This window comes from Paenibacillus salivarius (assembly GCF_051307165.1).
Classification (GTDB): domain Bacteria; phylum Bacillota; class Bacilli; order Paenibacillales; family Paenibacillaceae; genus Fontibacillus.
In genome coordinates this window covers 2,949,174-2,972,959 of the sequence record NZ_CP195592.1, presented here as the reverse complement: position 1 = coordinate 2,972,959, position 23,786 = coordinate 2,949,174, and the positions used below count along the sequence as shown (strand labels likewise).

Annotated in this window: 23 protein-coding genes; 18 read left to right on the top strand and 5 right to left on the bottom strand. The window is 48.9% G+C overall.

What is annotated here, in order from left to right; all coding sequences use genetic code 11:
• Positions 1–30: 30 nt before the first annotated feature.
• Positions 31–405 carry a TetR-like C-terminal domain-containing protein gene (locus ACSFXJ_RS13510; RefSeq protein WP_435920874.1) on the bottom strand — a complete coding sequence of 125 codons (375 nt, stop codon included), beginning with the start codon at positions 403–405 and terminating at the stop codon, positions 31–33.
• A 10-nt stretch (positions 406–415) separates the two neighbouring features.
• Here ACSFXJ_RS13510 and ACSFXJ_RS13505 point away from each other — a divergent pair, with 10 nt between their 5' ends.
• Positions 416–1,411: a DHA2 family efflux MFS transporter permease subunit gene (locus tag ACSFXJ_RS13505; protein ID WP_435920873.1), complete on the top strand. Its 996-nt coding sequence runs from the start codon at positions 416–418 to the stop codon at positions 1,409–1,411.
• Positions 1,412–1,583: 172 nt separating this feature from the next.
• Here ACSFXJ_RS13505 and ACSFXJ_RS13500 read toward each other — a convergent pair whose 3' ends face one another.
• Positions 1,584–2,348 (bottom strand): SDR family oxidoreductase, encoded by a 765-nt coding sequence (locus tag ACSFXJ_RS13500; protein WP_435920872.1) that lies wholly within the window; start codon positions 2,346–2,348, stop codon positions 1,584–1,586.
• 111 nt (positions 2,349–2,459) lie between these two features.
• On the opposite strand from ACSFXJ_RS13500, the gene ACSFXJ_RS13495 reads away from it, so the two are divergent.
• Positions 2,460–3,581 carry an NAD(P)/FAD-dependent oxidoreductase gene (locus tag ACSFXJ_RS13495; RefSeq protein ID WP_435920871.1) on the top strand — a complete coding sequence of 374 codons (1,122 nt, stop codon included), beginning with the start codon at positions 2,460–2,462 and terminating at the stop codon, positions 3,579–3,581.
• A gap of 22 nt (positions 3,582–3,603) precedes the next feature.
• Here the strand turns inward: ACSFXJ_RS13495 and ACSFXJ_RS13490 are convergent, their stop codons facing one another.
• A complete protein-coding gene (locus ACSFXJ_RS13490) occupies positions 3,604–4,473 on the bottom strand; it encodes a YitT family protein (RefSeq protein ID WP_435920870.1) in 870 nt (289 codons plus the stop codon).
• 161 nt (positions 4,474–4,634) lie between these two features.
• On the opposite strand from ACSFXJ_RS13490, the gene ACSFXJ_RS13485 reads away from it, so the two are divergent.
• The 8 genes from ACSFXJ_RS13485 (at position 4,635) to ACSFXJ_RS13450 (ending at position 13,876) form a co-directional block, all read left to right on the top strand.
• Positions 4,635–5,105, top strand: a complete 471-nt coding sequence (locus ACSFXJ_RS13485; RefSeq protein ID WP_435920869.1) for a CBO0543 family protein — start codon at positions 4,635–4,637, stop codon at positions 5,103–5,105.
• A gap of 95 nt (positions 5,106–5,200) precedes the next feature.
• On the top strand, positions 5,201–5,677 hold the full coding sequence (locus ACSFXJ_RS13480) for a nucleoside deaminase (protein ID WP_435920868.1): 477 nt from the start codon (positions 5,201–5,203) through the stop codon (positions 5,675–5,677).
• Positions 5,678–5,841: 164 nt separating this feature from the next.
• On the top strand, positions 5,842–6,495 hold the full coding sequence (locus ACSFXJ_RS13475) for an NUDIX hydrolase (RefSeq protein ID WP_435920867.1): 654 nt from the start codon (positions 5,842–5,844) through the stop codon (positions 6,493–6,495).
• 297 nt (positions 6,496–6,792) lie between these two features.
• Positions 6,793–7,752: an AAA family ATPase gene (locus tag ACSFXJ_RS13470; RefSeq protein WP_435920866.1), complete on the top strand. Its 960-nt coding sequence runs from the start codon at positions 6,793–6,795 to the stop codon at positions 7,750–7,752.
• Between the two features lie 10 nt (positions 7,753–7,762).
• Complete coding sequence (locus ACSFXJ_RS13465) at positions 7,763–8,392, top strand: RNA ligase family protein (RefSeq protein WP_435920865.1); 630 nt, start codon at positions 7,763–7,765, stop codon at positions 8,390–8,392.
• Between the two features lie 361 nt (positions 8,393–8,753).
• Positions 8,754–9,827 (top strand): suppressor of fused domain protein, encoded by a 1,074-nt coding sequence (locus ACSFXJ_RS13460; RefSeq protein ID WP_435920864.1) that lies wholly within the window; start codon positions 8,754–8,756, stop codon positions 9,825–9,827.
• 70 nt (positions 9,828–9,897) lie between these two features.
• Positions 9,898–12,165: a hypothetical protein gene (locus tag ACSFXJ_RS13455; RefSeq protein WP_435920863.1), complete on the top strand. Its 2,268-nt coding sequence runs from the start codon at positions 9,898–9,900 to the stop codon at positions 12,163–12,165.
• 46 nt (positions 12,166–12,211) lie between these two features.
• The gene (locus tag ACSFXJ_RS13450) at positions 12,212–13,876 is read left to right on the top strand and encodes a DUF6138 family protein (protein ID WP_435920862.1); all 1,665 of its coding nucleotides are present in this window, start codon (positions 12,212–12,214) and stop codon (positions 13,874–13,876) included.
• Between the two features lie 82 nt (positions 13,877–13,958).
• On the opposite strand, the gene ACSFXJ_RS13445 is transcribed toward ACSFXJ_RS13450, so the two are convergent.
• Positions 13,959–14,423 (bottom strand): hypothetical protein, encoded by a 465-nt coding sequence (locus tag ACSFXJ_RS13445; RefSeq protein WP_435920861.1) that lies wholly within the window; start codon positions 14,421–14,423, stop codon positions 13,959–13,961.
• Between the two features lie 226 nt (positions 14,424–14,649).
• Here ACSFXJ_RS13445 and ACSFXJ_RS13440 point away from each other — a divergent pair, with 226 nt between their 5' ends.
• From ACSFXJ_RS13440 to ACSFXJ_RS13405, 8 genes are all read left to right on the top strand, one after another.
• Positions 14,650–14,829: a small acid-soluble spore protein H gene (locus ACSFXJ_RS13440; RefSeq protein WP_435920860.1), complete on the top strand. Its 180-nt coding sequence runs from the start codon at positions 14,650–14,652 to the stop codon at positions 14,827–14,829.
• 156 nt (positions 14,830–14,985) lie between these two features.
• Positions 14,986–15,429 carry an acetyltransferase gene (locus ACSFXJ_RS13435; protein WP_435920859.1) on the top strand — a complete coding sequence of 148 codons (444 nt, stop codon included), beginning with the start codon at positions 14,986–14,988 and terminating at the stop codon, positions 15,427–15,429.
• A gap of 130 nt (positions 15,430–15,559) precedes the next feature.
• The gene (locus ACSFXJ_RS13430; protein ID WP_435920858.1) at positions 15,560–16,414 is read left to right on the top strand and encodes a helix-turn-helix domain-containing protein; all 855 of its coding nucleotides are present in this window, start codon (positions 15,560–15,562) and stop codon (positions 16,412–16,414) included.
• Positions 16,411–17,334, top strand: coding sequence for a DMT family transporter (locus ACSFXJ_RS13425; RefSeq protein WP_435920857.1), 924 nt, complete (start codon positions 16,411–16,413; stop codon positions 17,332–17,334). The genes ACSFXJ_RS13430 and ACSFXJ_RS13425 overlap by 4 nt, the downstream gene beginning before the upstream one ends.
• 160 nt (positions 17,335–17,494) lie before the next feature.
• Positions 17,495–18,511 (top strand): ABC transporter substrate-binding protein, encoded by a 1,017-nt coding sequence (locus ACSFXJ_RS13420; RefSeq protein WP_435920856.1) that lies wholly within the window; start codon positions 17,495–17,497, stop codon positions 18,509–18,511.
• 11 nt (positions 18,512–18,522) lie between these two features.
• A complete protein-coding gene (locus ACSFXJ_RS13415) occupies positions 18,523–20,580 on the top strand; it encodes an iron ABC transporter permease (RefSeq protein WP_435925761.1) in 2,058 nt (685 codons plus the stop codon).
• Between the two features lie 106 nt (positions 20,581–20,686).
• Positions 20,687–21,025 carry a bacillithiol system redox-active protein YtxJ gene (ytxJ, locus tag ACSFXJ_RS13410; protein ID WP_435925760.1) on the top strand — a complete coding sequence of 113 codons (339 nt, stop codon included), beginning with the start codon at positions 20,687–20,689 and terminating at the stop codon, positions 21,023–21,025.
• 411 nt (positions 21,026–21,436) lie between these two features.
• The gene (locus ACSFXJ_RS13405; RefSeq protein ID WP_435920855.1) at positions 21,437–22,636 is read left to right on the top strand and encodes an oxalate decarboxylase family bicupin; all 1,200 of its coding nucleotides are present in this window, start codon (positions 21,437–21,439) and stop codon (positions 22,634–22,636) included.
• Between the two features lie 67 nt (positions 22,637–22,703).
• Here the strand turns inward: ACSFXJ_RS13405 and ACSFXJ_RS13400 are convergent, their stop codons facing one another.
• Complete coding sequence (locus ACSFXJ_RS13400; protein WP_435920854.1) at positions 22,704–23,681, bottom strand: aldo/keto reductase; 978 nt, start codon at positions 23,679–23,681, stop codon at positions 22,704–22,706.
• Positions 23,682–23,786 lie beyond the last annotated feature (105 nt).

Sequence of the window (23,786 nt, the reverse complement as noted above, 5' to 3'; positions counted from 1 at the left end):
AAAAAGGCCCCGCCATGAGCGAGGCCTTTTTTATTTATCCGTTATCCCGTTCACCAATATCGAAATTTGCTTGGCCATGTCATTCGGACCGTACGGTGTTTTTTCCTTGAGCCACCAGCTAACAATCCCTAACGTGGAAGAAGCGATAACCTCATTATGAACAAGAAATGGTCGATTCTGTGATTTTCTTTCTTCCCCCCACATTGAAATCATGTCCAGAAAAATGCCGATTATCCGATCATAAAAAGCTGCATTCTCAAGCATCCCCCTGTATAGCCCGGCATTCTGATATAAGTGATCAAGAAAAGCAGTGAGGGCCGGATAGGAAGAAGAGGAAGAGGCGGCATGTTTAACCGCATCAATCATAATGGTTTGAAACATCTCGTCCAGCACTTCGTCCATCATCTCCGTCGCATTGCCGGAATTTATTTTGGAGTTCCATGTCCGTGCATCGACGGTCCAGTGGTTGATAACCGATTATATGCTTGTGAACGGGATATTGATTCCGGTCACCGCTTATCTGATGAATCGATTTTCGACCCATCAGTTATTTATCGCATCGATGCTGTTTCTATTGACAGGAAGTATGTTAGCCGCGGTATCTCCGAATTTTGCTTTGTTGCTGATCGGCAGATTGGTTCAAGCCGCAGGAGCCGGCATCGTCATGCCATTATTAATGTCCGTGATTCATGAAATCTTTCCGGTTAAAAAACGGGGAACCGCGATGGGCGTCATAGGACTTACGGTAGCTGTCGCGCCTTCGATAGATCCTTCATTAGCGGGGATCGTTATTGAGACTTCATCTTGGCGATGGTTGTTTATCGGGATGATTCCGCTCCTTGCTATCGTGATCACGTTGTCTTTTAAATTTTTGATCAATGTATCCGAGACTTCCAGGCCAAAGGCAGATATACCCGGCATTCTATACTCAACTCTCGGTATCGGAGGAATTCTGTACGGCTTTAGCGTGGTGAGCGGCAGGGGATGGGGAGATGTGCTCGTTTTGTCATGCTTGATCGGAGGGGCTTTGTTTCTCGTTCACTTCTGCATTCGTCAGCTGAAATCGGCCGAACCTATGCTTGATCTGTGCGTTTTTACCAATAAATACTTTACATTAACGCTAGTCATCAATATTTTGGTCACGATCGTGATGTACGCGGATATGATATTACTCCCGTTATATTTGCAATCCAGCAGGGGCTATACGGCGCTTGAATCCGGTTTACTAATGATGCCGGGCGCACTTTTAATGGCGTTCATGTCCCCGGTGACAGGGCGGTTGTTCGATAAATTCGGGCTTAAGGTGCATGACGATCCGGTCAAATGTTCATGTAACGGGTTCGATTCAAGCCGGCATGACCTTGTCCAAGACTCAGCTCGAAAAGGAAGCATCCATACTCGGTACCGGTGATGCTTTTTCTTATGTCGTCATTGTAGCGATCCTTGCATTTTTATTGACCTTGTTCATGCCTAAACGAAAAGCGGATGCCAAACAATCGCTCTCAAACGAAGAAATTCCTTCTCAGACGAAGGCCTGAGAAGGACGGCAGATGAGAAATTTTCGATTTCCCGTCGAATCAATTTTAAAGTCGCGACCCTCCGCTAACGTCAATGCATTGGCCCGTGACCCAGCGGCTTTCCTCGGAAGCGAGGAATGCCGCCACGTCAGCGATATCCGAAGGTGCTCCCCATCTGCCGAAAATCGAATATTCGGCACCGAATTTGTTCGAATCGGGATCGTCCAGCATGGATGCATTCATATCCGTGGCAACAAAACCGGGCTTTAACGCGTTAATCGTGATGCCTTGAGGGCCGAGCTGGTTGGCTAATGAAAGCGTCAGCGCGTCTATGGCCCCCTTGGTCATGGTGTACGCCGGAATACCCGGTAAAGATATTCTCGTTACGGCTGACGACAAATTCATGATTCGACCGCCGCTACGAAGGCGTGAAAGCGCCTGTTGAATGATAAAGAACGGCGCTTTCACATTAATGCGGAAAATTTCATCGAAAGCTTCCTCCGTCGTTCCCTCCATCGCAACCGGAAGGCCCTTTCCGGCGTTATTTACCAAAATGTCGAACATGCGATCTCCCGTTCGTCGCATTAATTCTTCATCCAATTCCGCAAAGAGAGCCTCCACATCATCGAACACTTGGATTTCCTTGCCAAGGGCAAAGGCGTTCCCGCCGTTCCGTTCTATTTCCCGAACAACTTCTTCGGCAGCATCGCGGTTGATGGCGTAATGTACGGCAACCAAAGCTCCTTCTTCAGCCAAACGAAGCGCAATAGCCCGCCCGATACCACGGCTTGCCCCCGTGACTAAAGCAATTTTCCTATTCAATTTTTTCATTGCATCTCAGCTCCTCCCGTTTTTCGTTCTCATTGTACTTCAGCAATTATTTCGGAATGTTGCCTTCCTATTCGATATAATGGATACAGTCAAGAAGGAAGGGATGTAAACATGAAGAAAGTCATCGTTATCGGAGCAGGGATTCTTGGAGCATCGACAGCCTACAAATTGGCGAAATTAGGGGCCGAAGTCGTTGTTGTGGACCGCAAAGACAAAGGACAAGCCACGGACGCGGCGGCAGGCATTATTTGTCCCTGGCTGTCGCAGCGTCGCAACCAAGCCTGGTATCGCCTGGCGAAAGGCGGCGCCCGCTATTACCCTTTGTTGATTGAAGAGCTTCTGAACGAGGGAGAAACGGAAACGGGGTACGCTCAAGTTGGCGCGCTCAGTATTCATAAAGATGCGGAGAAAATTGATAAAATGGAGGAGAGGGCCCGTCAACGGAAGCCGGATGCACCGGAGATCGGTGAAATTACCCGGCTGGATGAAAATTTGACTCGCCGAAGTTTTCCGCTTTTGGCTGAAGGTTATCATTCCGTTCACATTAGCGGGGCAGCCAGGGTAGACGGCCGAGCGTTGCGTGAGGCGTTGATCCGTTCGGCACGGAAAAATGGGGCCGTGCTTATCCATGGGGAAGCAGCGCTCGAGACGCATGCCGATCGCGTGACAGGAGTTTCCGTTGGCGGACAAAGTTTGTCGGCCGACGAGATTATCGTATGCGCAGGCGCTTGGGCGAATCAACTGTTTTCTCCGTTGGGGATCGACTTCAAGGTTCGCTACCAAAAGGCGCAAATTATGCACCTGCAGGTTCCTGGCAACGAAGATACCGGGCATTTGCCTGTTGTGATGCCGCCTACGGATCAATATTTGTTAGCGTTTGACCGCCAAAAAATCGTGATCGGAGCGACACACGAAAACGATGTTGAAGGCTATGATACAAGAATCACGGCCGGAGGCATGCAAGAAATTCTGAATAAAGGATTGGAGTTAGCGCCAGGCTTGGATAACGGAACTTTCCAGGAGGTAAGGGTCGGATTCCGCCCGTTTACCCCCGGTTTTCTTCCGGTCATCGGCCGGGTTCCCGGATGGAACGGACTCATCACAGCGAACGGACTCGGGGCGTCCGGGCTAACGATGGGCCCTTTCATCGGAACCCAACTTGCGAAGCTCGCACTGGGTATGGATTTGGATCTTGAAATCGGCGACTATGATATTCAAAACGCTATCGACTAAGGTACCTGGGATATAGCTAGCACTAAGTCTTCGGTCTCACAAATCTCCCGACAATTTCCGAGGATTGAACCACATTCATAAAGGCGTTTGGATCGGTTTGCATCACCGTCTTCCGGACGGCCGCCAGTTCATAACGGGTCGTTACCGTCATGAGGGTGTGATTTTCCTGCTCACTGTAACCCCCCTCCGAATGGATGCAAGTGATTCCATGTTGGAGCTTCCGGAGCTGACAAAGCATCTGCTCTTTTTGCTTCGTGATGATAAAGCAGGTGACTTTGATATGCCCGATATGAATCATGTCAACCACTTTTCCTTTAACGAAGGTGGAAAGCATAGAGTATAACGCCAGTTCCCAACTTTGAAAAAAACCTAGCGCTAAAATAACGATGCCGTTTAGAATAAACAGAATATTTCCCATAGGAATGTCACGTTTGCTCGTCAATATGGATCCCAGGATATCGAACCCGCCGGTAGAACCGCCTACGCGTAACGAAAAGCCGATCCCCGCAGCAGAAATAATGCCGCCGAATACGGAGGCGAGAATCGGATCCTTGGTTACCTGCGTCACTGGAATCAGCTCCATCAACCAGGTGGTGGTGACGACCGACACAAGACTAAGGACAATATATCTTCGACCGACCGCCTTCCATCCCCAGATTATGAGGGGGACATTCAGCAAAAAGTAAACCAACGAAATATTCCATCCGGTGACATAACCGATAATGGAAGCTAACCCCGTAACCCCGCCGGATAAAAGCTGATGGGGGATGAGGAACAAATTGAGGCCGACCGCCACGAGCAGGGCGGAGAGAACGATTACGCCGACATCCTGAAACGGTTTGAGTGATGCATGGATCGGTTTTCTGAATCTTTCGTATGGATTTCGCTTCATTTTTCACGCCTTCTTTATACAGTTAAGTTATAAAAAAAACTTATCGGTATAAATTATCTTTTTTATTGCCTTCCAGGACTATGAAAAATGTTATATACATGCCCGAACCGAATGAAGAGGCTTCCTTTCGATCATAATGGACTTGAGGGAGTTGATTGTTTTTGCTCTTTAATGCGATAGCGGGCTTTATTATTCCATGGCTCTTCGGCTTATATTTGTTCAAGAAGTCGCCGATCATCATTTTAATTACTATGCCTATTGCAAGTCTGGTCACATTGATCATTAATGAACTGGGCTTTTACTTCAAGTTTTGGTCTTTTAACCCTTCGACCCCCACCGATGAGTCCGTATCGGCATTGCCTTTAGATTTGGGCATATACCCCGTACTGGCTTGTTTTATGGTTTTCTGGATTAGAAAGACGCGAATAAGTCATATGGTCGGCGTTATAGTTACAACGATGGTTACGACTCTGCTTGAGTATTCGGGATATCTTGCGGACAAGGTCCGGTATGGTAACGGATGGAATATTTTTTATACTTTCCTCTCTTATTTGGTAGCGTATATCATCGTCTACGTATACTACCGCATGATCGTTAAAATGCATGCCTCGATTCGCCCGCCGGAATGGTAAACACAGGACTGAATATATTTTTCATTTAGGGATTCTCATGTTAACATGAATACATCTAGCAAATGTTAAATAAAGAGGATCGTGGAGGTTCAGTCATGATTAATGAAACGGATCTAAAGCATCTCCGGCGATGCATCGAACTTGCAGAGGAGGCTCTCCGGACCGGTGACGAACCGTTTGGTTCGCTGCTTGTCTCGGAGTCCGGCGAAGTGCTTTTCGAAGACCACAACCATGTAGCCGGCGGAGACCATACGCAGCACCCGGAATTCGCGCTGTCGCGCTGGGCGGCCAATCATATGACGGTGGAAGAGCGAAGCAAAGCAACGGTTTATACGTCGGGGGAACACTGTCCAATGTGTGCCGCAGCGCACGGATGGGTCGGATTAGGAAGAATCGTCTATGCAAGTTCCTCCGAACAGCTGTCGCAGTGGTTAAGCGAATTGGGAGTTGCGCCATCGCGCGTCCGCAGTCTTCCGATCCAGGAAGTCATACGCGATACTGCCATTGACGGCCCGGTACCCGAACTGGCGGAACAAGTTTATGAACTTCATCGCCGGTTTCGCGCGAGATGAATGGTTGACATTCAGAAGTAAGCCTGTTACACCGGAATCAACTCCGGTTGTGCAGGCTTTTTTTATGCCTAATAGCAGCCCCAGCATTTTAGTGTTGCAACAGTACATGTGGTATAATCTGGGACAATATCGGTTTCATAGATTTCATAGGGAGGTCCTACCACATGCACATGGATCCGCAAAAGGAACTGCTAAAAATTTTCGATGATGAGCAGAAGCATATCGGCAACGCAACGCGAGAAGAGGTGCATCGGCTCGGCCTTTGGCATGAAGCGTTCCATTGCTGGATCGTTTCCAGAGAAGGGGACACGGACTATATTTATCTTCAGTTACGAAGCCCAATGAAAAAAGATTACCCGAATCTTTTGGATATTACCGCCGCAGGTCATATCCTGGCTCATGAATCCGTTTCGGACGGGGTTCGGGAGATCAAAGAAGAACTGGGGATAGAGGTTTCTCCGCAGGAACTGGAGTTTTTGGGAGTCTTGGATTATTGCGTTGAAAAAGACCATTTTATCGATAAGGAACTTGCGCATATTTTCCTGTACAGATCCAATCCGACTTTCAAGGACTTTCATTTGCAAATCGCCGAGGTTTCCGGCCTGTTCAAAACAAGGTTTTACGATTTTTACCGATTATGGTCGGGGGAACTGGATGAGATTCAAATCAAGGGATTCCTCGTCGATGCGGCCGGAAAAATCACGGATACGATGAAATCCGTAATCAAGACTCACTTCGTGCCACATGAGGCATCGTACTATCATCAGATTTGCGAAAAGATCCATCGAAAACTAGAAAACGACACCGTCCCGATGTAGCGCATCGTCTTCATCGGCTATAAACTTGAAGTCTTCGCCGATTCCCGGTTGTGTCTTTCGTACCTATCGCTTCATGGTTTCAGCGTGTATCCTGATAAGATGGTAAAATTCGTATGAAAATAGCATTACATGATCGTGGCGGAATCAAGAGCCGTTGCGCTGGTAATCAATTCTGACAAGCATGTTTACATTTCGGAAGCAAGCTCAATCAATTTGTACTTGTTGAATCGGGGATTGAATGTGTTTTTGATTCGTCTTCCGGTTCTTTTAATTTCACGGAAAGGAGGTGAGAGAGAAATGAGTACAATACACATGTTGGCAGGCATACCGGGCAGCGGAAAAAGTTATTATGCCCGGCAATGCTGCAAGCACGAACGAGCCGTTCTGGTGGCCACGGATACGATCCGGGAAAGGTTGTTCGGCAGCGAATCGCGGCAAAGAAACACCTACCGGATCTTTGATGAAGCTTATGCCGAGATCGAACGAGCACTGGCGTCCGGAAGAAACGTCGTTTTTGACGCCACGAACGTCGCTCGGGACCGACGGATCCAATTTTTGAAGCGATTTAAGGGTGTGCCGGTGGAATGCCATATCTGTATAACGCCTTACGAAACGGTTAGAGAACGGGTACGGGAAAGAAAACGCAAGTTAGATGATAAAGTGCTGGAGAAGTACATCAAAAACTTCGAGTTTCCCGTACTTGCCGAAGGTTTCGACCGATTGCATATCGTTCATGCCTCTGCCGAAACAGGGCTCGACCGTGCTGAGCTTGAGCGGGTTCTTGACCGGAAACCCGGTCATGACGAACTTTTTGAATATTTGCATGAATCTCCATATTTCAGCGTGATGCTGGGTTTCGATCAGGAAAATCCTTATCATTCCAAAACGCTTTCCGAGCATACGTATGCCGTTCTGGAATATATTCATGCATTTTACGAAGGCGAATATCTGCGGGAAATGCAAATGGCAGCCTTGTTTCATGACGCGGGAAAACCGTTCTGCAAGGTTTGGAAACCGAACCGGGGATATTACTCGTACTTTGGTCATGAGCATGTATCCGCGGGCATTGCCTGCCACGTACTAAAGCAACTGGGATACGACGACGATTTTATTATGCATGTGGTGAACATGGTAAGCTTCCATATGGAGATCTTGCATGGCGGGGATGCCGGAGCATCGAAGATTTATCATTTGCTTGGCGACCGGATGCTTGCGGAACTGTATTTCTTTGCGGAAGCCGACACATTCGCCAAATAGAGGTGATGTTATGAAAGTAAAATATCCGAAAACGATGCACCTGCCTTGGTCCAGAGGCTATACCGACGATGATAAAATATTGCGGGATACGAACCATTTTACCGGCCTGGAGGTTGTCATCACGGAAAAGATGGACGGGGAAAATACGACGATGTACCGGGACTTCATTCACGCCAGGTCGCTTGACAGTAAGGATCACCCATCCAGGCATTATGTGAAAACGCTGCATGGGGGAGTCAAATATATGATTCCGGAGGGTTACCGTCTGTGCGGAGAAAATGTGTATGCGGAGCATTCGTTGCACTATTCTTCCTTGCCCGGCTATTTCTTGCTCTTCTCGGTTTGGAACGACCGGAATATTTGTCTATCCTGGGACGAAACCACGGAATGGGCCGAAAAGTTAGGAATCCCGCTTGTCCCCGTATTGTTCCGGGGAATTTGGAGCGAGCAGGCCGCTAGAGAATGCTATACGAAGCAATCCCTTTGCGGTGGGGAGCAGGAAGGTTATGTTGTCCGGTTAGCAACCGAATTCCGTTATGAGGAATTCAAGCGCTCGGTCGCCAAATTCGTTCGTAAAAATCATGTCCAAACGGACGAACACTGGCTAAAAAAACCGGTCATGCCTAATGGGTTGCTATAGCATTGGATTCTGACTAGGTCAGACGGTGAAATAGTATCTCATAAAGAAGAGGAGGGATTACCATGTAATGCCATAAAATTTTGTTCATTACATATAAGTCATTTGATCTAATTTCCAGGCGAATTTACATAAGGTACAAAGGCTTATCCGAGTAGGCCAAAGGAATCTTTTGCCATATAGCTTAGGGCAAAACGGTTGCCTGATGGCTTCATTAGGCCGTATACTAACAATAATCAGGCTGTGGAATCCCTCCCTTTTTTTATCTATCAATGGACAATAGGGACTCCGATCTCCTGATTTTTATTTTTTATGTACATATTTTATGAAATGATCGTGATCGACGATTAATGGAGGGGTAAGGATGAGCGAGGAAGTCAACGAGGAAGTCAACGCATCCGGTTGGGATGCCATCGAAGAACAAATGAAGAAACTTTACGGGGATCAGGAGCCGAAACATTACGGCACTTTAATTCCTTATATTTTGGGAGGAAAGGACCCGTTGGATGGCCTCAGTGCATATCAGGCCGATACTCCGTTCCCTCATTGGCATATCGTTACCTTCGGATTCTCCGAGCTTTACGATAAGGAATCGGAAAATCCGGATTATAGCGGTTACGGTTTTGAGCTGACTTTTCGGGTCGCGAGAGAGGAAAATGAAGAAGAACCACCGGCATGGGCGCTGAATTTGCTTCAAAATATGGGCAGATATGTGTTCAACAGCGGAAATATTTTCGCTTCAGGCGATTATTTGGATGCCAATGGCCCGATTTGCGAGGGAGCTGACACGAAGCTGACCGCACTGGCCTTCATCGAAGATCCCGAGCTACCTGCCGTACACACGCCCAATGGACGTGTAGAATTTCTACAAATGGTTGGCATATCGGAAGACGAGCTGGAAGCGATGAAAACATGGAGCACGCTCGGCGTGCTGGAAGCCTCCAAAGAGGCTCTTCCGGGCTTCATTACGGATTTGTCACGGGACTGCTTGCTTCAGATTCCTGCCATTGCGGAAGCCGTTCAATCCGGAATGGAGCGGGATGGATCCAATACGGGGTTTTTGTTCGTGGATCAATTGGCATGGGAGCCCGGCAAGAAACGTTTGTTTAGCAAAACGCCGGCCACGCTTACGTTGGGAGCCAAACAGGCCGGAACGGTGAGCAAACTGCTTCGCGGCCGCCTTTTGAAAGGCAAATCCTTGACGCTGGCAAGCCAAGGCTTGCGGTTGATCCTGGAGCCGGGCGGGGTAACCGGTTACGAGGCGGGCGAGGAAGAAGTGCGATTGCAGTTGGACGCAGCGGCTACGGAGGAGCTTTCGCAAAAAATGCAGCCGTTGGAAGAAACGATTCAGCTTACTTCCTATAAAGGCATGATCGTTCAAATCGTTAAAACCAACATCAAAGACCAGGATGGAAATGTGGTCGCCACAATCGGGTAAGGCGTGAGCCTTTCCACGCATCAGGTTTAATTTCGGAACTTATTTTACTTCATTAATTTGGGAGAAACAGATGAAAATTCGCGCAATATCTTTTATGAATCTCGTATTTTTTATGCCCGCGATCATTTTGAGCTGGTTCGTATGGAACGACTACAGGGGTTATCTGACGAATATCGATGATCACCTGCCCTCATTTACCGGAGTTTATATGCTCGATAATGGAAAAAAAGTGTTGGGGTTATCCGAAGAAAACAACTGGGATTATTACAGGGCTCGTGTTTTTGATACCGAAACCGGTACGTTAATGAAGGAGACAACCATACGCAGAAATATACACGGCAAGCTGGACGTCGTATCCTACCAGCAAGGCGGCGTCATTGTTCCCACTTATGATGACAGCTCGGGACTTCAGCTTAATTACTTCTTGCCTTCCGGCGAGAACGAGGAACTTGCGCAAGGAACGATTCAAGACCCTAACTACTTGAGCACGGGAGTTTATTCATGGCGAGGAAGGTTAATAGTGACGGGGGAGACGCAGAATACCGTCTTGTATTTGGCTCTAATCGAGGGCGGTAAACTGGATACGGTTCTTTTAAACGATCCGGATCTACTTCCGGCGAGGCCCGTCCGGGTAAGCGAAGTGCACGGGAGCTTTGAGAACGATAAAGCGGTTCCGGTCTTCGAAGTGGATTTAAAAGATGACCGCACGGCTTATGTTAGCGGTATTTTCGGACAAAACAAACGTCCGTTGGTGATTATGCAGGACGCGGATGAAACCCCTTTTGCCGCTCAGGACCGGGCAAGCGCCCAATTTGCCAAGCCATTTGGAATCGATAATGCCAAGCTTATTCGTACGGACGGCGATTATCCCGGATTAGCGAGGTTTTATGACGCAAATGAAGGTCAATGGGGCGATGCTGTACCGACGCCAAAGCCCGTTTACCAATCACGGATTTTCCTGCTGAACGACGAAGAAGTGTTGATTGCCGGATCGACCGCGGAAGATGAGCTTAACGGTTCGGTGCTCGGTTATATTTTCAACGAGAAGACCGGGGAGTTTGCGGATGCCACAGGACTTCTCGGAAAGCTTTCCTATGAGGAATTGGTTAAAAACGAAACCCGTTTTTTTAAAGATACGGGAAGCGAGGTGCTATTTTACGTTGGTGGGGACGAAAAGACAGGCTCATTGAATTTGATAAGCCAGAAGTCCATGCTACTGAGTAACGATCAGGTCAAAAAATGGATGATTTCCGAAGGCGAGGATCGTCTTTCCGTTCATAGCTTCTGGAACTACGTAAAAGAGGGCGGCGCGCTGATCATCAATTGGTTGGTGTGGGTATTGATTCCCGTAGTTACCTTCACGGGTGTGGCTCTTCTTCCTCGTCTTCTCATGGGATCGAGAAGGAAGAAGATTGCCGAAGGGCTGCATCTCCCGGGGACGATCGTCAATATGGAGCAAACGGGCGTCTATGTGAACAATTTACCGCAAGTCCGCTTTGTTGTCCGTTTTGAGGATGAGGGGCAAATAAAAGAGGTTTCCATCAAGAAAGTCATTTCTTTCCTGGATGGCGCAAACATCGGTGATCAAGTGATGATCAGCTATAACCGGGAGAAGAACCGGGCTGTTTTCCTTGGCCAAGAGGATCTGCAGAACAATAATCAGCGGATTCCGGAAGTGATCAGAGGCGCAGTGCTCACGCGCATCGAAAACCATGGCAAAGTGAACCGCGGACAAGCGCTTTTGTTGCATTTTTCGGCGAATGGACGTGAATATTCCGTTCCGGTCGTTCAACCTTCCGGGTTCGAGTATCGTGTTGGAGAGAATGCGAGCCTTGCATCCATGCAGGGAACTGTGAGTCTTTTCAGCTATGGAGAGGGGAACGGTTTTGAACATGCGGAGCAAATTTCCTTGCAAGGAGAAGTGATCCGAGTAGAAGAGCTTCCGATAACGATTGGAAACGGGCAGCTCAAGATTCTGGAAGTCATCGTATCCGAGGGACATGAGCGGATTCGCAAGATAAACAGTCTCTTTGTACCGAAAAGTCTCCCGGTAAAAGCAGGCGTGGTGATCCCGATCGTCATGAGAAAAGACGACTATCTCAAAGAAGCCCGATTGCACAAAGCGAAGCAGGGGGCGGCCAAAGTAACCTCGGTTCGATATGCGGGAACGTATGGCTCACGGCCGCTTGCGGAAATTACGGCGGAACGAGGCGGCATCAGTTACCGTATATACCAAACGATTGAGCCGGTGTACGGGGTAGAGGTGGGCGATGATTTGTGGATCGCCTATGATGAAACCAGCCGTGAAGCCGTCATTATCAATTATTCTTCCATGTAACGATGAAGACCGAAAGAAACGACGCTTTTGAACAGGAGGCAGATCATTGGACCAGGCCGCGAAAGCATTTCTTGATGCAGTTTCGGAGGAAATCACTTCCATATACTCGAAAGAAAGCAAAAGAATCAGCGAGCTCAAAAATAAAAGCAAGCTGCAGGCAGGAATCATGAATTACCTGAGAGTGGCTTGGAGAAAAGGCAAGTTTAACGGGGCGGACGGGAAAGTTCATATAGATGTCTACGAGCCTTTCTCCTGGAGTGACAGCTCTTATAAAATGGAAGCAGATTCTTATATAGAGGAGTTAAGCGATAAGCAGCTCACCGAAGAGTTCTTCCCGGCCTTATGCGAGTTTGTCGATGAACTGTACCTTTCGGATAAATTGGGGCCACGCTTTTTTGACTACCGGTTTGAAATCGTATTTGAATTTGAGCGGGAGAGCTCGAAATTGATCCTTAACCGTCAAATGGTTCATGAAACCAAGCTCAGCGAGCTTCGAAAGTCGTTTGAGCAGTTTGTCCATACCAAAATTCTCTCCGATCCGCCTATACTGCCGGGAGACCGGGATATGTTCTTTTTCGCCCATCATTTGGTCAATCCTGACCTTACGAAACAGGTACCGGAAGAGATCGATCCATGGATCCGCCGGCTTTCGGCCAAGCTGGATTCGAATCCAAACCGAAAAATGGAATGGACCAGGCACTATACTTCCGCCTTCAAGAGCTGGGCGCAGGATTACTTTCTGCCGAAGCATTTTACCCTTACCGACGAGTTCGGGAGCGAATGGATTCTAAAAGAAGGGACGAACCCTCCTTCTGCGGATGCCGGAGAGCTGGACTTTTTCCTTTATGTTGCGCTTCAAGTCGGTATTACCGAACCGGATACCCGGCAGAAGTACCTCGAACTCGCGGGGCAATTGGGATCCAGGCAGGCTGTGGATTATTTGAAATCGGGCAGCGGGAAATATGCGAGCAGTTATCGGGGAAATCGGATGGAAGCCGGGAATAATGATGTTACGCAGACGATCGACATCCGGATTCTTTCGGAAGAGGAGGGCGCTTACGGGGAAGCATTGGATTATATCATCAATCTCCTGCAGCAAGGTTTTCCCAAAAGCTACGCATTGAAGTTAAAGACCAGCCAAAAGAAGTTCTTGCCTATTAAAAACCTTGCCAAATCCAAGTTGCACCAATTTTTTGCCAATGCGCTCGATTATCCGGCCTTATTTCCAAAGCTTGCGAAGTATGCGGAAATAGCCATGGAGGAGTTCGCTTGGTACCGGGATGTCGTTCCGGGCGAGAAATCGGTGATGCCGGGTACATATGCCGTAATGGGTCTCGGCTTATATAGCGAATCCTATTTTCCGTTAGTTCAACGCTATATGGAACTTGTGGATACGGAGCATCAAATGGTGCAGGATGGATATGCGGAGGCATTCATTGAGGCGCATGGTTTTCAGGCGGAGCATATGCCGGTCTTCGTATCCATTTTGATGGGAGGCAGCGACGAGGGAAGGCACGTCAAAAAAGCAACCATCGACCGTCCTGAGCTTGCCGAAGCGCTGGCTAAAGCACTGAAAGACAAAAAAGGTTATGAACGTGAGCTGGTTCTTAGCCGGATTTTCAGGAGTCGGAACAAACTGGCCGGGGCGATACGCAAAGCGGAACCACAGCTTCAACAAGGACTGGAGCAACTGTTGGTGCTGTGGAGTTGACAGTCGTCGGTCGTGAAAAGCAGTTACGATCGAAGAGTCCGCTTTAAAAGCGGGCTCTTCGTATTTTCCGGTAATAAGGCGTTTACATGGCTGACGTCAGCCACACAGCGCCCCCGCCAGCAACCGTGATGATGGCTCCAAACGATATCCACCATTTCTGTCTCCGATTCAATCCCAATTCTCCGATCAAACCGGGAAGCAGCCATTTAAAAGCGACAAGGGAATATACACCTTGTAGGATTCCCCAAAATACAAGTTTCTTTGCCTGAAGGAGCTCGACATCGGCCGGCACGGATCGGGAGAAAGCCAAGGTTCCTTCTGTTCGGGCGCACCAGTAGGTGATAACCATGTATAGAATGATCATGAGCAAAGTTGTAAGGATGGGAAGACTATAATGGATCATATCCCGGATTTTGCTTTTTTCGGTACGTTTGGATTGAGGAAGTCCGATGAGATAGAATACGATCCCCACAATAATAATAACGCCCCCAATGATGCATAGAACGGCATTCACGGCGGCTCCGGCCAATAATAAAAAGAAAACCATAAGTTCCCCCAGAAGCTTTTAATTTTTGGCTACCGTATTGTTACATGGTATGGGAGCTTTTTCCTCTGTTCATAGTAACATCATTAAAAGTCTATGTATATGGAGAAGACGAACCAACATCGAACGGCATTTAAGGGGCTTAACTGCATAACCGTAAACCTGTAGGGTTAACTTATGAATGAAGCGTTTTTCCAAATTCGCGACCATCATTTCCAGGAGGAATAGCATGAATAGTCAGCGCGCCAAAGAAATTGTTTCTTCACCTACAATGGTGGACGTTACCCTTAACGGTGTCCCGATCTACATTCAGCATGTGGATGAAAAAAACGAAACCGCAAGAATCTTTCCGCTGGGTGAACCGGAAAACGAGCAGGATGTTTCTCTATCGCAACTGAACGAGAAATAAGGTATGAGAGGGCTGCTTCATGCATCCCTCTTCGTTCATGTAATAAGTTTACATAATATATTATATGTAATCATTTGTGTTGGATCCAAAACTTTTCCCGACTTTTTACGTTTTAAGTGTTGAAATGAAAATTTGGTAAGGAGATTATAAGAAACGATGACAAACGCAATTTTTCCTTTCGAGGAACATCATCATGATACCCTGGTGGATATTTGGCACCGGGCCGTAGTACATACGCATTCATTTTTGTCCGAAGAGGATCTTCAATTTTACCATAATCTTGTTCGGAACGGGGCTTTACGAGAGGTTGAGCTTTGGATCGAAGTCAATGAAAAAGAACAACCGATAGGGTTTATCGGCCTAAACGGAACTAAAATCGAAATGCTTTTTGTCGATCCCGTTCATCATGGCCAAGGCGTCGGCAGACGATTGATTCAGCATGCGGAGAGGTTAAAAGGCGCAAGGCTGCAAGTCGATGTCAATGAACAAAATGAAGGGGCATACGCTTTCTATCAGCGGCTTGGGTTTGTTCAAACCGGACGTTCCGAACTGGATGACTCGGGCAGACCTTATCCTTTGATTCATCTATCAAAAGAATAATCCCACGTGCAGGTAAACCGCGGATATCGCGGTTTTTTCTTTGGAGATAGATTTTGAGCAATATCATTCAATGATTATGGAATTCAGTCTGGTATATTGACTGGAGGGGAATACATAAGGAGGTTACATCATGGTCAAAGAAAAAAGAACCGTTTGCTACGATGCAGAATTGGAAGTGGAAGCTTACCGGTTTGAGGGGATTATGCAAAAGTTTCCGCATCATTTTCACGATTATTACGTGTTTGGTTTTATTGAGGAAGGCGAGCGGTTCCTGGAGTGCAATCAACGGGAGTATATCATTTACCCGGGGGATATGATTATTTTTAATCCGGGGGTCATTCACTCCTGCGAGCAGATCGATGACCATGTGTTGGACTATCGTTGTCTCAATATCGGGGCGGACCGCATGTTGAGGCTGGCATACGAAATTGGAGGAAGGGAGGATTTGCCCGTATTCGAGGAACCGGTCCTTCGCGGCACGGAGCTTGCGGCCTCGCTCAAGGAAGTGCACCAATGGATCGTCGACGGCGAGACGGATTTCATGAAGGAAGAGGCATTTTTTGTTCTCATGGGTCAGCTTATCCAAGATTATTCCGGGATTGCGTCGAAGCCGGCGACAGGGGACAAGGGGAACGGTTTCCGCAACGTATGTGAATATATGAAGAGCCATTACCCGAAAAAAATAACGCTGGATGAGTTAAGCGGCCTCGCGGGGCTCAGTAAATATCATTTTATACGTTCCTTTACCCGGGAGATGGGGATATCCCCGTACAATTATTTGGAGACGATCAGAGTCGGTGCCGCGAAAAAACTGTTGGAGCAGGGCGTAACTCCCGCCGCAGCCGCCCAGTGTACCGGATTTAGCGATCAGAGCCATTTTACGCATTTTTTTAAGCGATATATCGGTCTCACACCCGGCCAATATATGAAAATATTCCGCGAGGATGCGGCAACCGCGCCCGCCGGGAGGGCGAAAAACCGATGAATGAAGGTTATAGCCGCACCACGGTTGGACACATAGCCGCGCTTTTGACCATATTGATTTGGGGAACCACGTTTATTTCGACCAAGGTTATGCTTGAGGATTTTCTTCCGTATGAAATCCTGCTGTTTCGTTTTTTGCTCGGATTTTGCTTCCTTTGGGTCATATATCCCAAGAGAATGCCGTTCAGGCCGTTCAAGGAGGAGCTTCTATTTGCAGGAGCCGGGCTAACCGGGGTAACGCTTTATTTTTTATTGGAAAATATCGCTTTAACATATACGCTTGCTTCCAATGTAGGGATCATCGTATCCGCGGCCCCATTTATTACGGCAGTTCTCGCGCATTTCCTGCTTGGAGAAAAGTCGCTGCATCTTCGGTTTCTGATCGGCTTTTTGCTGGCGATGTCGGGGATTGCGCTCATTTCCTTTCACGGCACCCGGGAATTGGCGCTGAATCCGATCGGCGATACGTTGGCCTTCCTGTCTTGCATCGTATGGGGGATATATTCGATTCTCATGCGCAAAATCAGCGGGCTGGGGCTGCCGGCCATCGGTTGTACCCGGCGGGTATTTTTTTACGGACTCGTTTTTATGCTCCCGGTTTGCTTCCTTCCGGGTTTCCGATTCGATCTTTCACGATTTGGGGACGAAACTCAATTGTTTAATCTGTTGTTTCTCGGCTTGGGAGCGTCGGCTTTATGTTTTGTCACCTGGAATTGGAGCGTCGGCGTTCTCGGGGCGGTACGCACAAGCACATACATCTATCTCGTTCCGGCGGTGACCGTTTCCGCTTCCTATGCGATTTTGCACGAACCGATTACAATATTTGTTGCCATTGGCATGTTACTGACGCTAGCTGGATTGATTTTGTCCGACCCGTCGTTAACCGCATTCTATCGAAAGAAAACGGAGCTTCGAGGTTAGAGCGATCCCGTTTAATTATAGTTTTGAAAAATTTTCTTTGACTTTCCCGGTGTTCGATTATATCATAGCTAATATGATTAACAATGATAATCATTATCATTCATTATTAAAGCTTATTACATAGAATGTGCTGATTATCAGAAACTAGGGGGATCTGAGAATGCGTAAAAGGTTATTGAGTTTATTATTGGTGATGTCTGTTCTGTTGGTTGCTGCGGGTTGCGGCTCAAGCCAATCGAATAATTCCGCATCCGACGATACGGCAGGCAACGCCGCCGCGGCAAATTCGGGCAGCGAGTCCAGCGGTCCTATCGTGTTGAAAGACTCTAAGGGAGAGATAACACTCGACAAGCCTGCACAAAAAGTCGTGGTATTGGAATGGACGTTTACAGAGGATCTTATCGCACTCGGCATGCAACCGGTAGGTAATGCCGACAACGAAAACTATAAGCTCTATGTCACCTCCGAAGCTCCGCTGGACGATAGCGTGACGGACGTAGGTCTCCGCAACGAGCCGAACCTGGAAACGATCGCCGCTCTGAAGCCGGATTTGATCATTGGCGTTCCAGACAGCCATGATCCGATATACGATCAATTAAAAGGCATTGCGCCGACCCTGCTATTTAGTTTGTATCCGCAGGAAGGGGAAGGCGACCAGTATAAGATTATGGAAGATACCTTTAAAACGATCGCCGCTGCCGTAGGGAAAACTGCGGAAGCCGACAAGGTACTCGCGGACTTGGATAAGCACTACGAAGATGCCAAAACAAAGCTTGCCGAGGCAGGCAAGGAAGGTCTTAATTATGTGCTGACACAAGCGTTCAGCTATCAAAATGCGGCAACCTTGCGTCTATTTACGGATAACTCTCTTGCCGTACAAACGTTGGACCGCATCGGGTTGAAAAATGACTGGAAACCGGAAACATTCGAAGCATACGGTTTCACTTCCTCAACGGTTGAAGCGTTGCCTGCGGTTCAAGATACGAATTTGCTCTACATCGTCCAGGAGAATGACAACATTTTCACGAAAGAGCTGAAGGACAATTCCGTTTGGAACGGCCTTAATTTTGTAAAAGAAAACCGCACTTACGCGCTAGACAGTGCGACTTGGGTATTCGGCGGCCCGGTTTCTTCCAAAGTGATCGTCGACGAAGTGGTTAAAACATTAACGAAATGAGTCCATTAATGATGAAAGAGAATACACACAAAAGTAACTCTATCGGAATGTCCTGGAGGTTAATAGGAATTTTTGGGGGCGGCATTGCCGTCCTTTTCGTTCTATTTATTCTAAGTCTAGGCTTTGGAGAGGCAAGTATTCCTGCAGCCACCGTGTTGGATGGATTATTGAACCGCCAGGATGTAATGGAGCATAATCTGCTGTGGGATATCCGGATGCCGCGTACGGTGATCGGTATTTTGGCCGGCGCCGCTCTCGCCGCGGCCGGCGCGTTACTTCAAACGATCACGAAAAATCCGCTGGCTTCCTCGGATACCCTTGGCATAAATGCCGGCGCTTATTTTATGGTTGTGCTGGGGATGGTTGCTTTTCCGGCCTTACAGCATCAATTCCCGTTTTTGTTGGCCGTCGCGGGAGGACTTTTGGCGGCCGCTGCCGCCTATTTCTTAAGCGGAGGCAAGACAGCCACTCCCGTTCGGCTGGCGTTGTCAGGGATGATCGTTTCCATGGTACTTGGAGCGTTTACATCGGCAATACATATTTTCAAGCAGACGGAAACGCAAAATTTATTTTTGTGGGGCTCAGGCTCACTGGTACAGCTTGACTGGGACGGCGTCGGCTTTGCCTGGCCATTTGTTGTTGCGATGCTTGTGGCCGCGTCTTTTTCGGGCCGGCAATTCGATGCGCTGGAGCTTGATGAGTCAACCGCGCGTTCGCTCGGGCAGCGGGTGGGACTTATAAAAGCGGCGGGCCTCGGTATTTCGGTACTGATGGCCGCGGTCGTGGTCAGCGTTGTCGGACCGATCGGCTTTGTTGGCCTGGTCGCTCCGCATCTGGTCAGACTTTGCGGGATACGAAAGCATAGCCTCCTTATACCCGCCAGTGCTTTATGGGGAGCGCTGCTCATTACCGCGGCGGATACGCTTGCACGCGTGGTTCGGAGCAGCGCGGGCGAATTACCGGTCGGAGCCGTTATGGCGGTGATCGGTGCGCCATGGCTTATTTGGCTCGTACTGACGAAAATAAAGAATATTTCCGGGTCGGGCTCCGGCCAGTCATCCATGAGTATCGGCAAGTCATTGAACCGGATGCGATTTATACCGCTAGCGACTGCGATGGCCCTATTGCTCCTGGCTACCATCCTCGTGAGCTTATCCTTAGGCGGGACGAGAATCCCGATCGGCGAACTGCTGAGCGGCCTTTTTGGCGGGGGAGAACAAGCCTATTCCGTACTGCTGAATTTACGGCTTCCGCGCACGCTCGTTGCCGCTGCAGCCGGCATTGCGCTTGCCATTAGCGGCGTTCTCATTCAAAGCGCCGTACGGAATCCGCTGGCCGACTCGTCGACGATCGGGGTGACCGCGGGCGCCGGATTCGGTGCGATGACTGTGATGGTCATATGGCCGGCGGTAAATATTATTGTTCTGCCTTTTGCGGCTATCGCGGGTGGGGTTGTCGCGGCAGCTATCGTGTTTTTCCTGGCATGGCGCCGGAATTTGAATCCGTCTGTACTCATCCTACTCGGCATCGCCGTGTCTGCCGTCGGTTCGGCGGGTATTCAAGTTATGCTGATCAAAGCAAGCTTCAGAGGTGGGACTTCCTTCATATGGTTGACAGGTTCGACCTATGGCCGGGGCTGGGATCAGTTTTATAGCCTGCTTGTCTTTCTGATTGTGCTTCTTCCGGTTGCTTACTATTTGGGGCGTAAATTCGATTTGCTGGCATTTGGCGACGATAGCTCGACAGGCTTTGGCTTACCGGTCCGGGGAACTCGATTATATGCGATGATTCTCGGCGTTTTGCTTGCCGCGGGAGCTGTTGCCAGCGTGGGGACGATCGGATTCCTCGGGCTGATGGCTCCGCATGCGGTGCGGTTGATGATCGGGCACCATACGAGACGGTCGATCATTTTGTCAGGGCTGCTTGGCGGATTGCTGCTCGTCCTTGCCGACACCGTAGGAAGAACCGTTATGGCACCGACGGAAATTCCGTCAGGTCTGCTTATTATGCTGATCGGAACTCCGTATTTCTTGTTCTTGATGTATCGTTCGGTTATAAAAAAAGGGTAAGCTTAAAAAGCACAAGATTTTAAACGAAATTTGAGGTATCATCAATCTGCTGCTAAAATTACCCTAAGGGAATAGTTACGCAAAACTAGAAGGGAGTCGACAGATGATGCAGTGGAGTGAAATCACAACGTTAGACGAATGGAAAAATATATGGGAACAATCCGCCGAACGGGGAAAGGTCGTGTTCAAACATAGCACCACCTGTCCGGTTAGCGCCAACGCGCTGAATGAGTTCGAGCAATACTTGGGAAAGCAACCGAACGACGGTATCGACTATTATTTGGTCAAGGTCATTGAAACCCGTCCGGTCTCGAATCAGATCGCCGAGGATTTGGGAGTGAAGCATGAATCTCCCCAGATCATCTACGTAAAAGATAAAGAGAAATACTGGACCGCATCCCATTGGGCCATTACGACGGAGCATATGACCGCGGTGCTGGACTAGGTCGTCGAATATTCCATTTTTCCAAAGCAAGACCGGGGGATCCCGGTCTTTTTTTATGGCGTTTGGCGAAGGTGAGTAGGCCATGCCAATGTAAATCCAAGGAAGAGAGGAACCCGCTTAGCATGGGGTGACGTTTTTTCCATCGTAACGGTTGTCACAGGCGTTATTGGATTAAAAATCAGCGCTTATGATTGCTAAAGGTTGTCACAGCGCTTAATTTGGCAATTTCGGGGGAAAAGAAGTCTACAACTGATGATTAACAGCAGTGGCAACCATTAGAAAATAAAATAGAGGGTTTTTGGCGAATTAACTACTGTTACAACCGTTAGCGGGCAATGCCCAACTCTCACCAAGGGAATAATCCTTCATTCTTTGAATAGTTTTTAGTTAGACGAAGAGAAGAGTGGGTGAATGATGATGAATCCTGGACAGAGTCGCCAGCCTGCAGGCAACCCTCAACCTATAAGAAAAGACGGAGCCGGTTGGTGGGATTTAGGACCTCGCGACGTGATGCGGGACCTTGAAAATCCCGATATGTTCGTCCCGCCTACCACCGATGCCGGCACGCTTCCGAACCTCAAGTTTTCTTTCTCCGACACCTATATGCAGCTGAATCAAGGCGGATGGTCCCGTGAGGTTACCGTTCGGCAGCTTCCGATTGCGACGACCCTTGCTGGCGTGAACATGGCTTTGACACCGGGCGGCGTTCGCGAGCTGCATTGGCATCAACAAGCGGAATGGTCGATCATGCTTGTGGGCAAGGCACGCATTACGGCGGTCGATCAGAACGGAAAAAACTTTATCGCCGATGTCGGCGTCGGCGACTTGTGGTATTTCCCGCCCGGAATCCCGCATTCGATCCAAGGCTTGGAACAAGGCTGCGAGTTTTTGCTCGTTTTTGATGACGGCAGCTTTTCCGATCTCAATACGTTATCGATTTCCGACTGGTTCGCGCATACGCCGAAGGACGTGCTTTCGGCGAATTTCGGCGTGCCACAAAGCGCGTTTGATCATATACCGGATCAACAGGTGTATATTTTTCAAGGAACCATCCCGGGACCACTGGGCACCCAGCAGGTCCCGGATCCTTACGGTACGGTGCCGCTGAGCTTCTCGCACCGTTTGCTCGCCCAGGAACCGCTCGTTTTTCCGGGCGGTACCGTACGCATCGTGGATTCAAGAAACTTTCCGATTTCAACCCGGGTCGCGGCAGCTTTGGTCGAAGTGAAACCTGGCGGGATGAGGGAGCTGCACTGGCATCCGAACGCCGACGAGTGGCAGTACTATATCTCGGGGAAGGGGCGCATGACGGTCTTTGCGGGAGAAGGCACGGCACGCACTTTCGATTACCGGGCGGGTGACGTAGGGTATATCCCTCGCGCTTTCGGACATTACATCCAAAACACGGGCGAAACGAGCTTGTGGTTTCTTGAAATGTTCAGGAGCGACCTTTTTGAAGATGTATCATTGAATCAATGGATGGCGCTGACGCCAAACCAGTTGGTGAAAGAGAACTTACATGCGAACCCCGATTTAATGAGCGCGCTTCGAAAGGAAAAATGGCCGGTAGTGAAGTATCCGGGTTTTACTTACGCCGAAAAAAACGAGTAAATCGTCAGCAGATCTCCAAACGAAAAAACGACAACCGGTATTCGGATGTCGTTTTTCATATGGATGGTTATCTTTCAGGAAGCCGATAGACCGCAAACGGCTCGCTGTTAACAAACCGGCTGCTCGCTACATTCAGCCTGTTTTCCGTCTCGGCATCGTAGTTTAACGAAACGCTCTCCAAGCTATCCTGCAGTTGATCGACCCGGGTCGCCCCGACAATGACGGTGGAGACGGCGGGCCGGTGCATGAGCCAAGCCAGTGACAATGCGGTAGGGGTGGTGCCGAGTTCCGTTGCCAAATGGCTGATCTCGATACCAAGCTGAATCCGCTCCTCCGTAAGGAATTTGGTGAAGTTCGGATCGGTGTCGGCTCTTGAGCCCGCAGGCTTCCGGTCATCCGCATACTTTCCGGTTAATATCCCGCCGGCCAAAGGAAAGTAAGGAATCATGCCGATTCCTTGATCCAGACAAAGAGGGACGAGTTCCTTTTCCGGCGTACGATCGGCCAGAGAATAACTGCATTGCGTGGAAATGTAGCGTGCATACCGCTGCCGTTCGCTCACGCTCAGCGCCTTCATCAATTCCCAGGCCGCGTAGTTGGACGCACCGATATAGCGGACTTTTCCGGAGGAGATCATATCGTCCAAGGTTCGGAGCGTTTCTTCCAAAGGCGTATAGGGATCGAAAGTGTGAATCTGATAAAGATCGACATAATCGGTCTGCAGGCGCCGGAGGCTGTCGTCCAATTCCCGCTGCAGATGATAACGGGAGGAGCCGCTTTGATTGGGGCCATGACCCGCAGGAAGTCCGGCTTTGGTCGCAAGCACGGCCTCATGCCGTCTTCCTTTCAGTGCCAAGCCGATGATTCTTTCGGATTCCGTACCCGCGTAAATGTTGGCCGTATCGATAAAATTGATGCCGTTGTCCAAGGCGCAATGGACAATTTGAATCGACGTTCCTTCATCGGCGCGTTTGCCGAACGCATTCGTACCGAGGCCTAACGAGGATACTTGGAGGCCGCTGCCGCCGAGTCGACGGAATTTCATGTCAATCACTCCTTCGGGATCAAATCAGATAGTTTGCATTATCTCAAATGTGTGGACCGGCGGCAACGAGGCATTGAAAGAATTAAAGGTTTACGCGGCAACAGA

Excerpts from the sequence above, each read along its gene's own strand:
- ACSFXJ_RS13510 (WP_435920874.1), bottom strand. The coding sequence starts at position 405 with ATGATGGACGAAGTGCTGGACGAGATGTTTCAAACCATTATGATTGAT.
- ACSFXJ_RS13500 (WP_435920872.1), bottom strand. The coding sequence starts at position 2,348 with ATGAAAAAATTGAATAGGAAAATTGCTTTAGTCACGGGGGCAAGCCGT.
- ACSFXJ_RS13495 (WP_435920871.1), top strand. The coding sequence starts at position 2,460 with ATGAAGAAAGTCATCGTTATCGGAGCAGGGATTCTTGGAGCATCGACA.
- ACSFXJ_RS13490 (WP_435920870.1), bottom strand. The coding sequence starts at position 4,473 with ATGAAGCGAAATCCATACGAAAGATTCAGAAAACCGATCCATGCATCA.
- ACSFXJ_RS13480 (WP_435920868.1), top strand. The coding sequence starts at position 5,201 with ATGATTAATGAAACGGATCTAAAGCATCTCCGGCGATGCATCGAACTT.
- ACSFXJ_RS13475 (WP_435920867.1), top strand. The coding sequence starts at position 5,842 with ATGCACATGGATCCGCAAAAGGAACTGCTAAAAATTTTCGATGATGAG.
- ACSFXJ_RS13470 (WP_435920866.1), top strand. The coding sequence starts at position 6,793 with ATGAGTACAATACACATGTTGGCAGGCATACCGGGCAGCGGAAAAAGT.
- ACSFXJ_RS13465 (WP_435920865.1), top strand. The coding sequence starts at position 7,763 with ATGAAAGTAAAATATCCGAAAACGATGCACCTGCCTTGGTCCAGAGGC.
- ACSFXJ_RS13460 (WP_435920864.1), top strand. The coding sequence starts at position 8,754 with ATGAGCGAGGAAGTCAACGAGGAAGTCAACGCATCCGGTTGGGATGCC.
- ACSFXJ_RS13455 (WP_435920863.1), top strand. The coding sequence starts at position 9,898 with ATGAAAATTCGCGCAATATCTTTTATGAATCTCGTATTTTTTATGCCC.
- ACSFXJ_RS13445 (WP_435920861.1), bottom strand. The coding sequence starts at position 14,423 with ATGGTTTTCTTTTTATTATTGGCCGGAGCCGCCGTGAATGCCGTTCTA.
- ACSFXJ_RS13440 (WP_435920860.1), top strand. The coding sequence starts at position 14,650 with ATGAATAGTCAGCGCGCCAAAGAAATTGTTTCTTCACCTACAATGGTG.
- ACSFXJ_RS13435 (WP_435920859.1), top strand. The coding sequence starts at position 14,986 with ATGACAAACGCAATTTTTCCTTTCGAGGAACATCATCATGATACCCTG.
- ACSFXJ_RS13430 (WP_435920858.1), top strand. The coding sequence starts at position 15,560 with ATGGTCAAAGAAAAAAGAACCGTTTGCTACGATGCAGAATTGGAAGTG.
- ACSFXJ_RS13425 (WP_435920857.1), top strand. The coding sequence starts at position 16,411 with ATGAATGAAGGTTATAGCCGCACCACGGTTGGACACATAGCCGCGCTT.
- ACSFXJ_RS13420 (WP_435920856.1), top strand. The coding sequence starts at position 17,495 with ATGCGTAAAAGGTTATTGAGTTTATTATTGGTGATGTCTGTTCTGTTG.
- ACSFXJ_RS13415 (WP_435925761.1), top strand. The coding sequence starts at position 18,523 with ATGAAAGAGAATACACACAAAAGTAACTCTATCGGAATGTCCTGGAGG.
- ytxJ (WP_435925760.1), top strand. The coding sequence starts at position 20,687 with ATGCAGTGGAGTGAAATCACAACGTTAGACGAATGGAAAAATATATGG.
- ACSFXJ_RS13405 (WP_435920855.1), top strand. The coding sequence starts at position 21,437 with ATGATGATGAATCCTGGACAGAGTCGCCAGCCTGCAGGCAACCCTCAA.
- ACSFXJ_RS13400 (WP_435920854.1), bottom strand. The coding sequence starts at position 23,681 with ATGAAATTCCGTCGACTCGGCGGCAGCGGCCTCCAAGTATCCTCGTTA.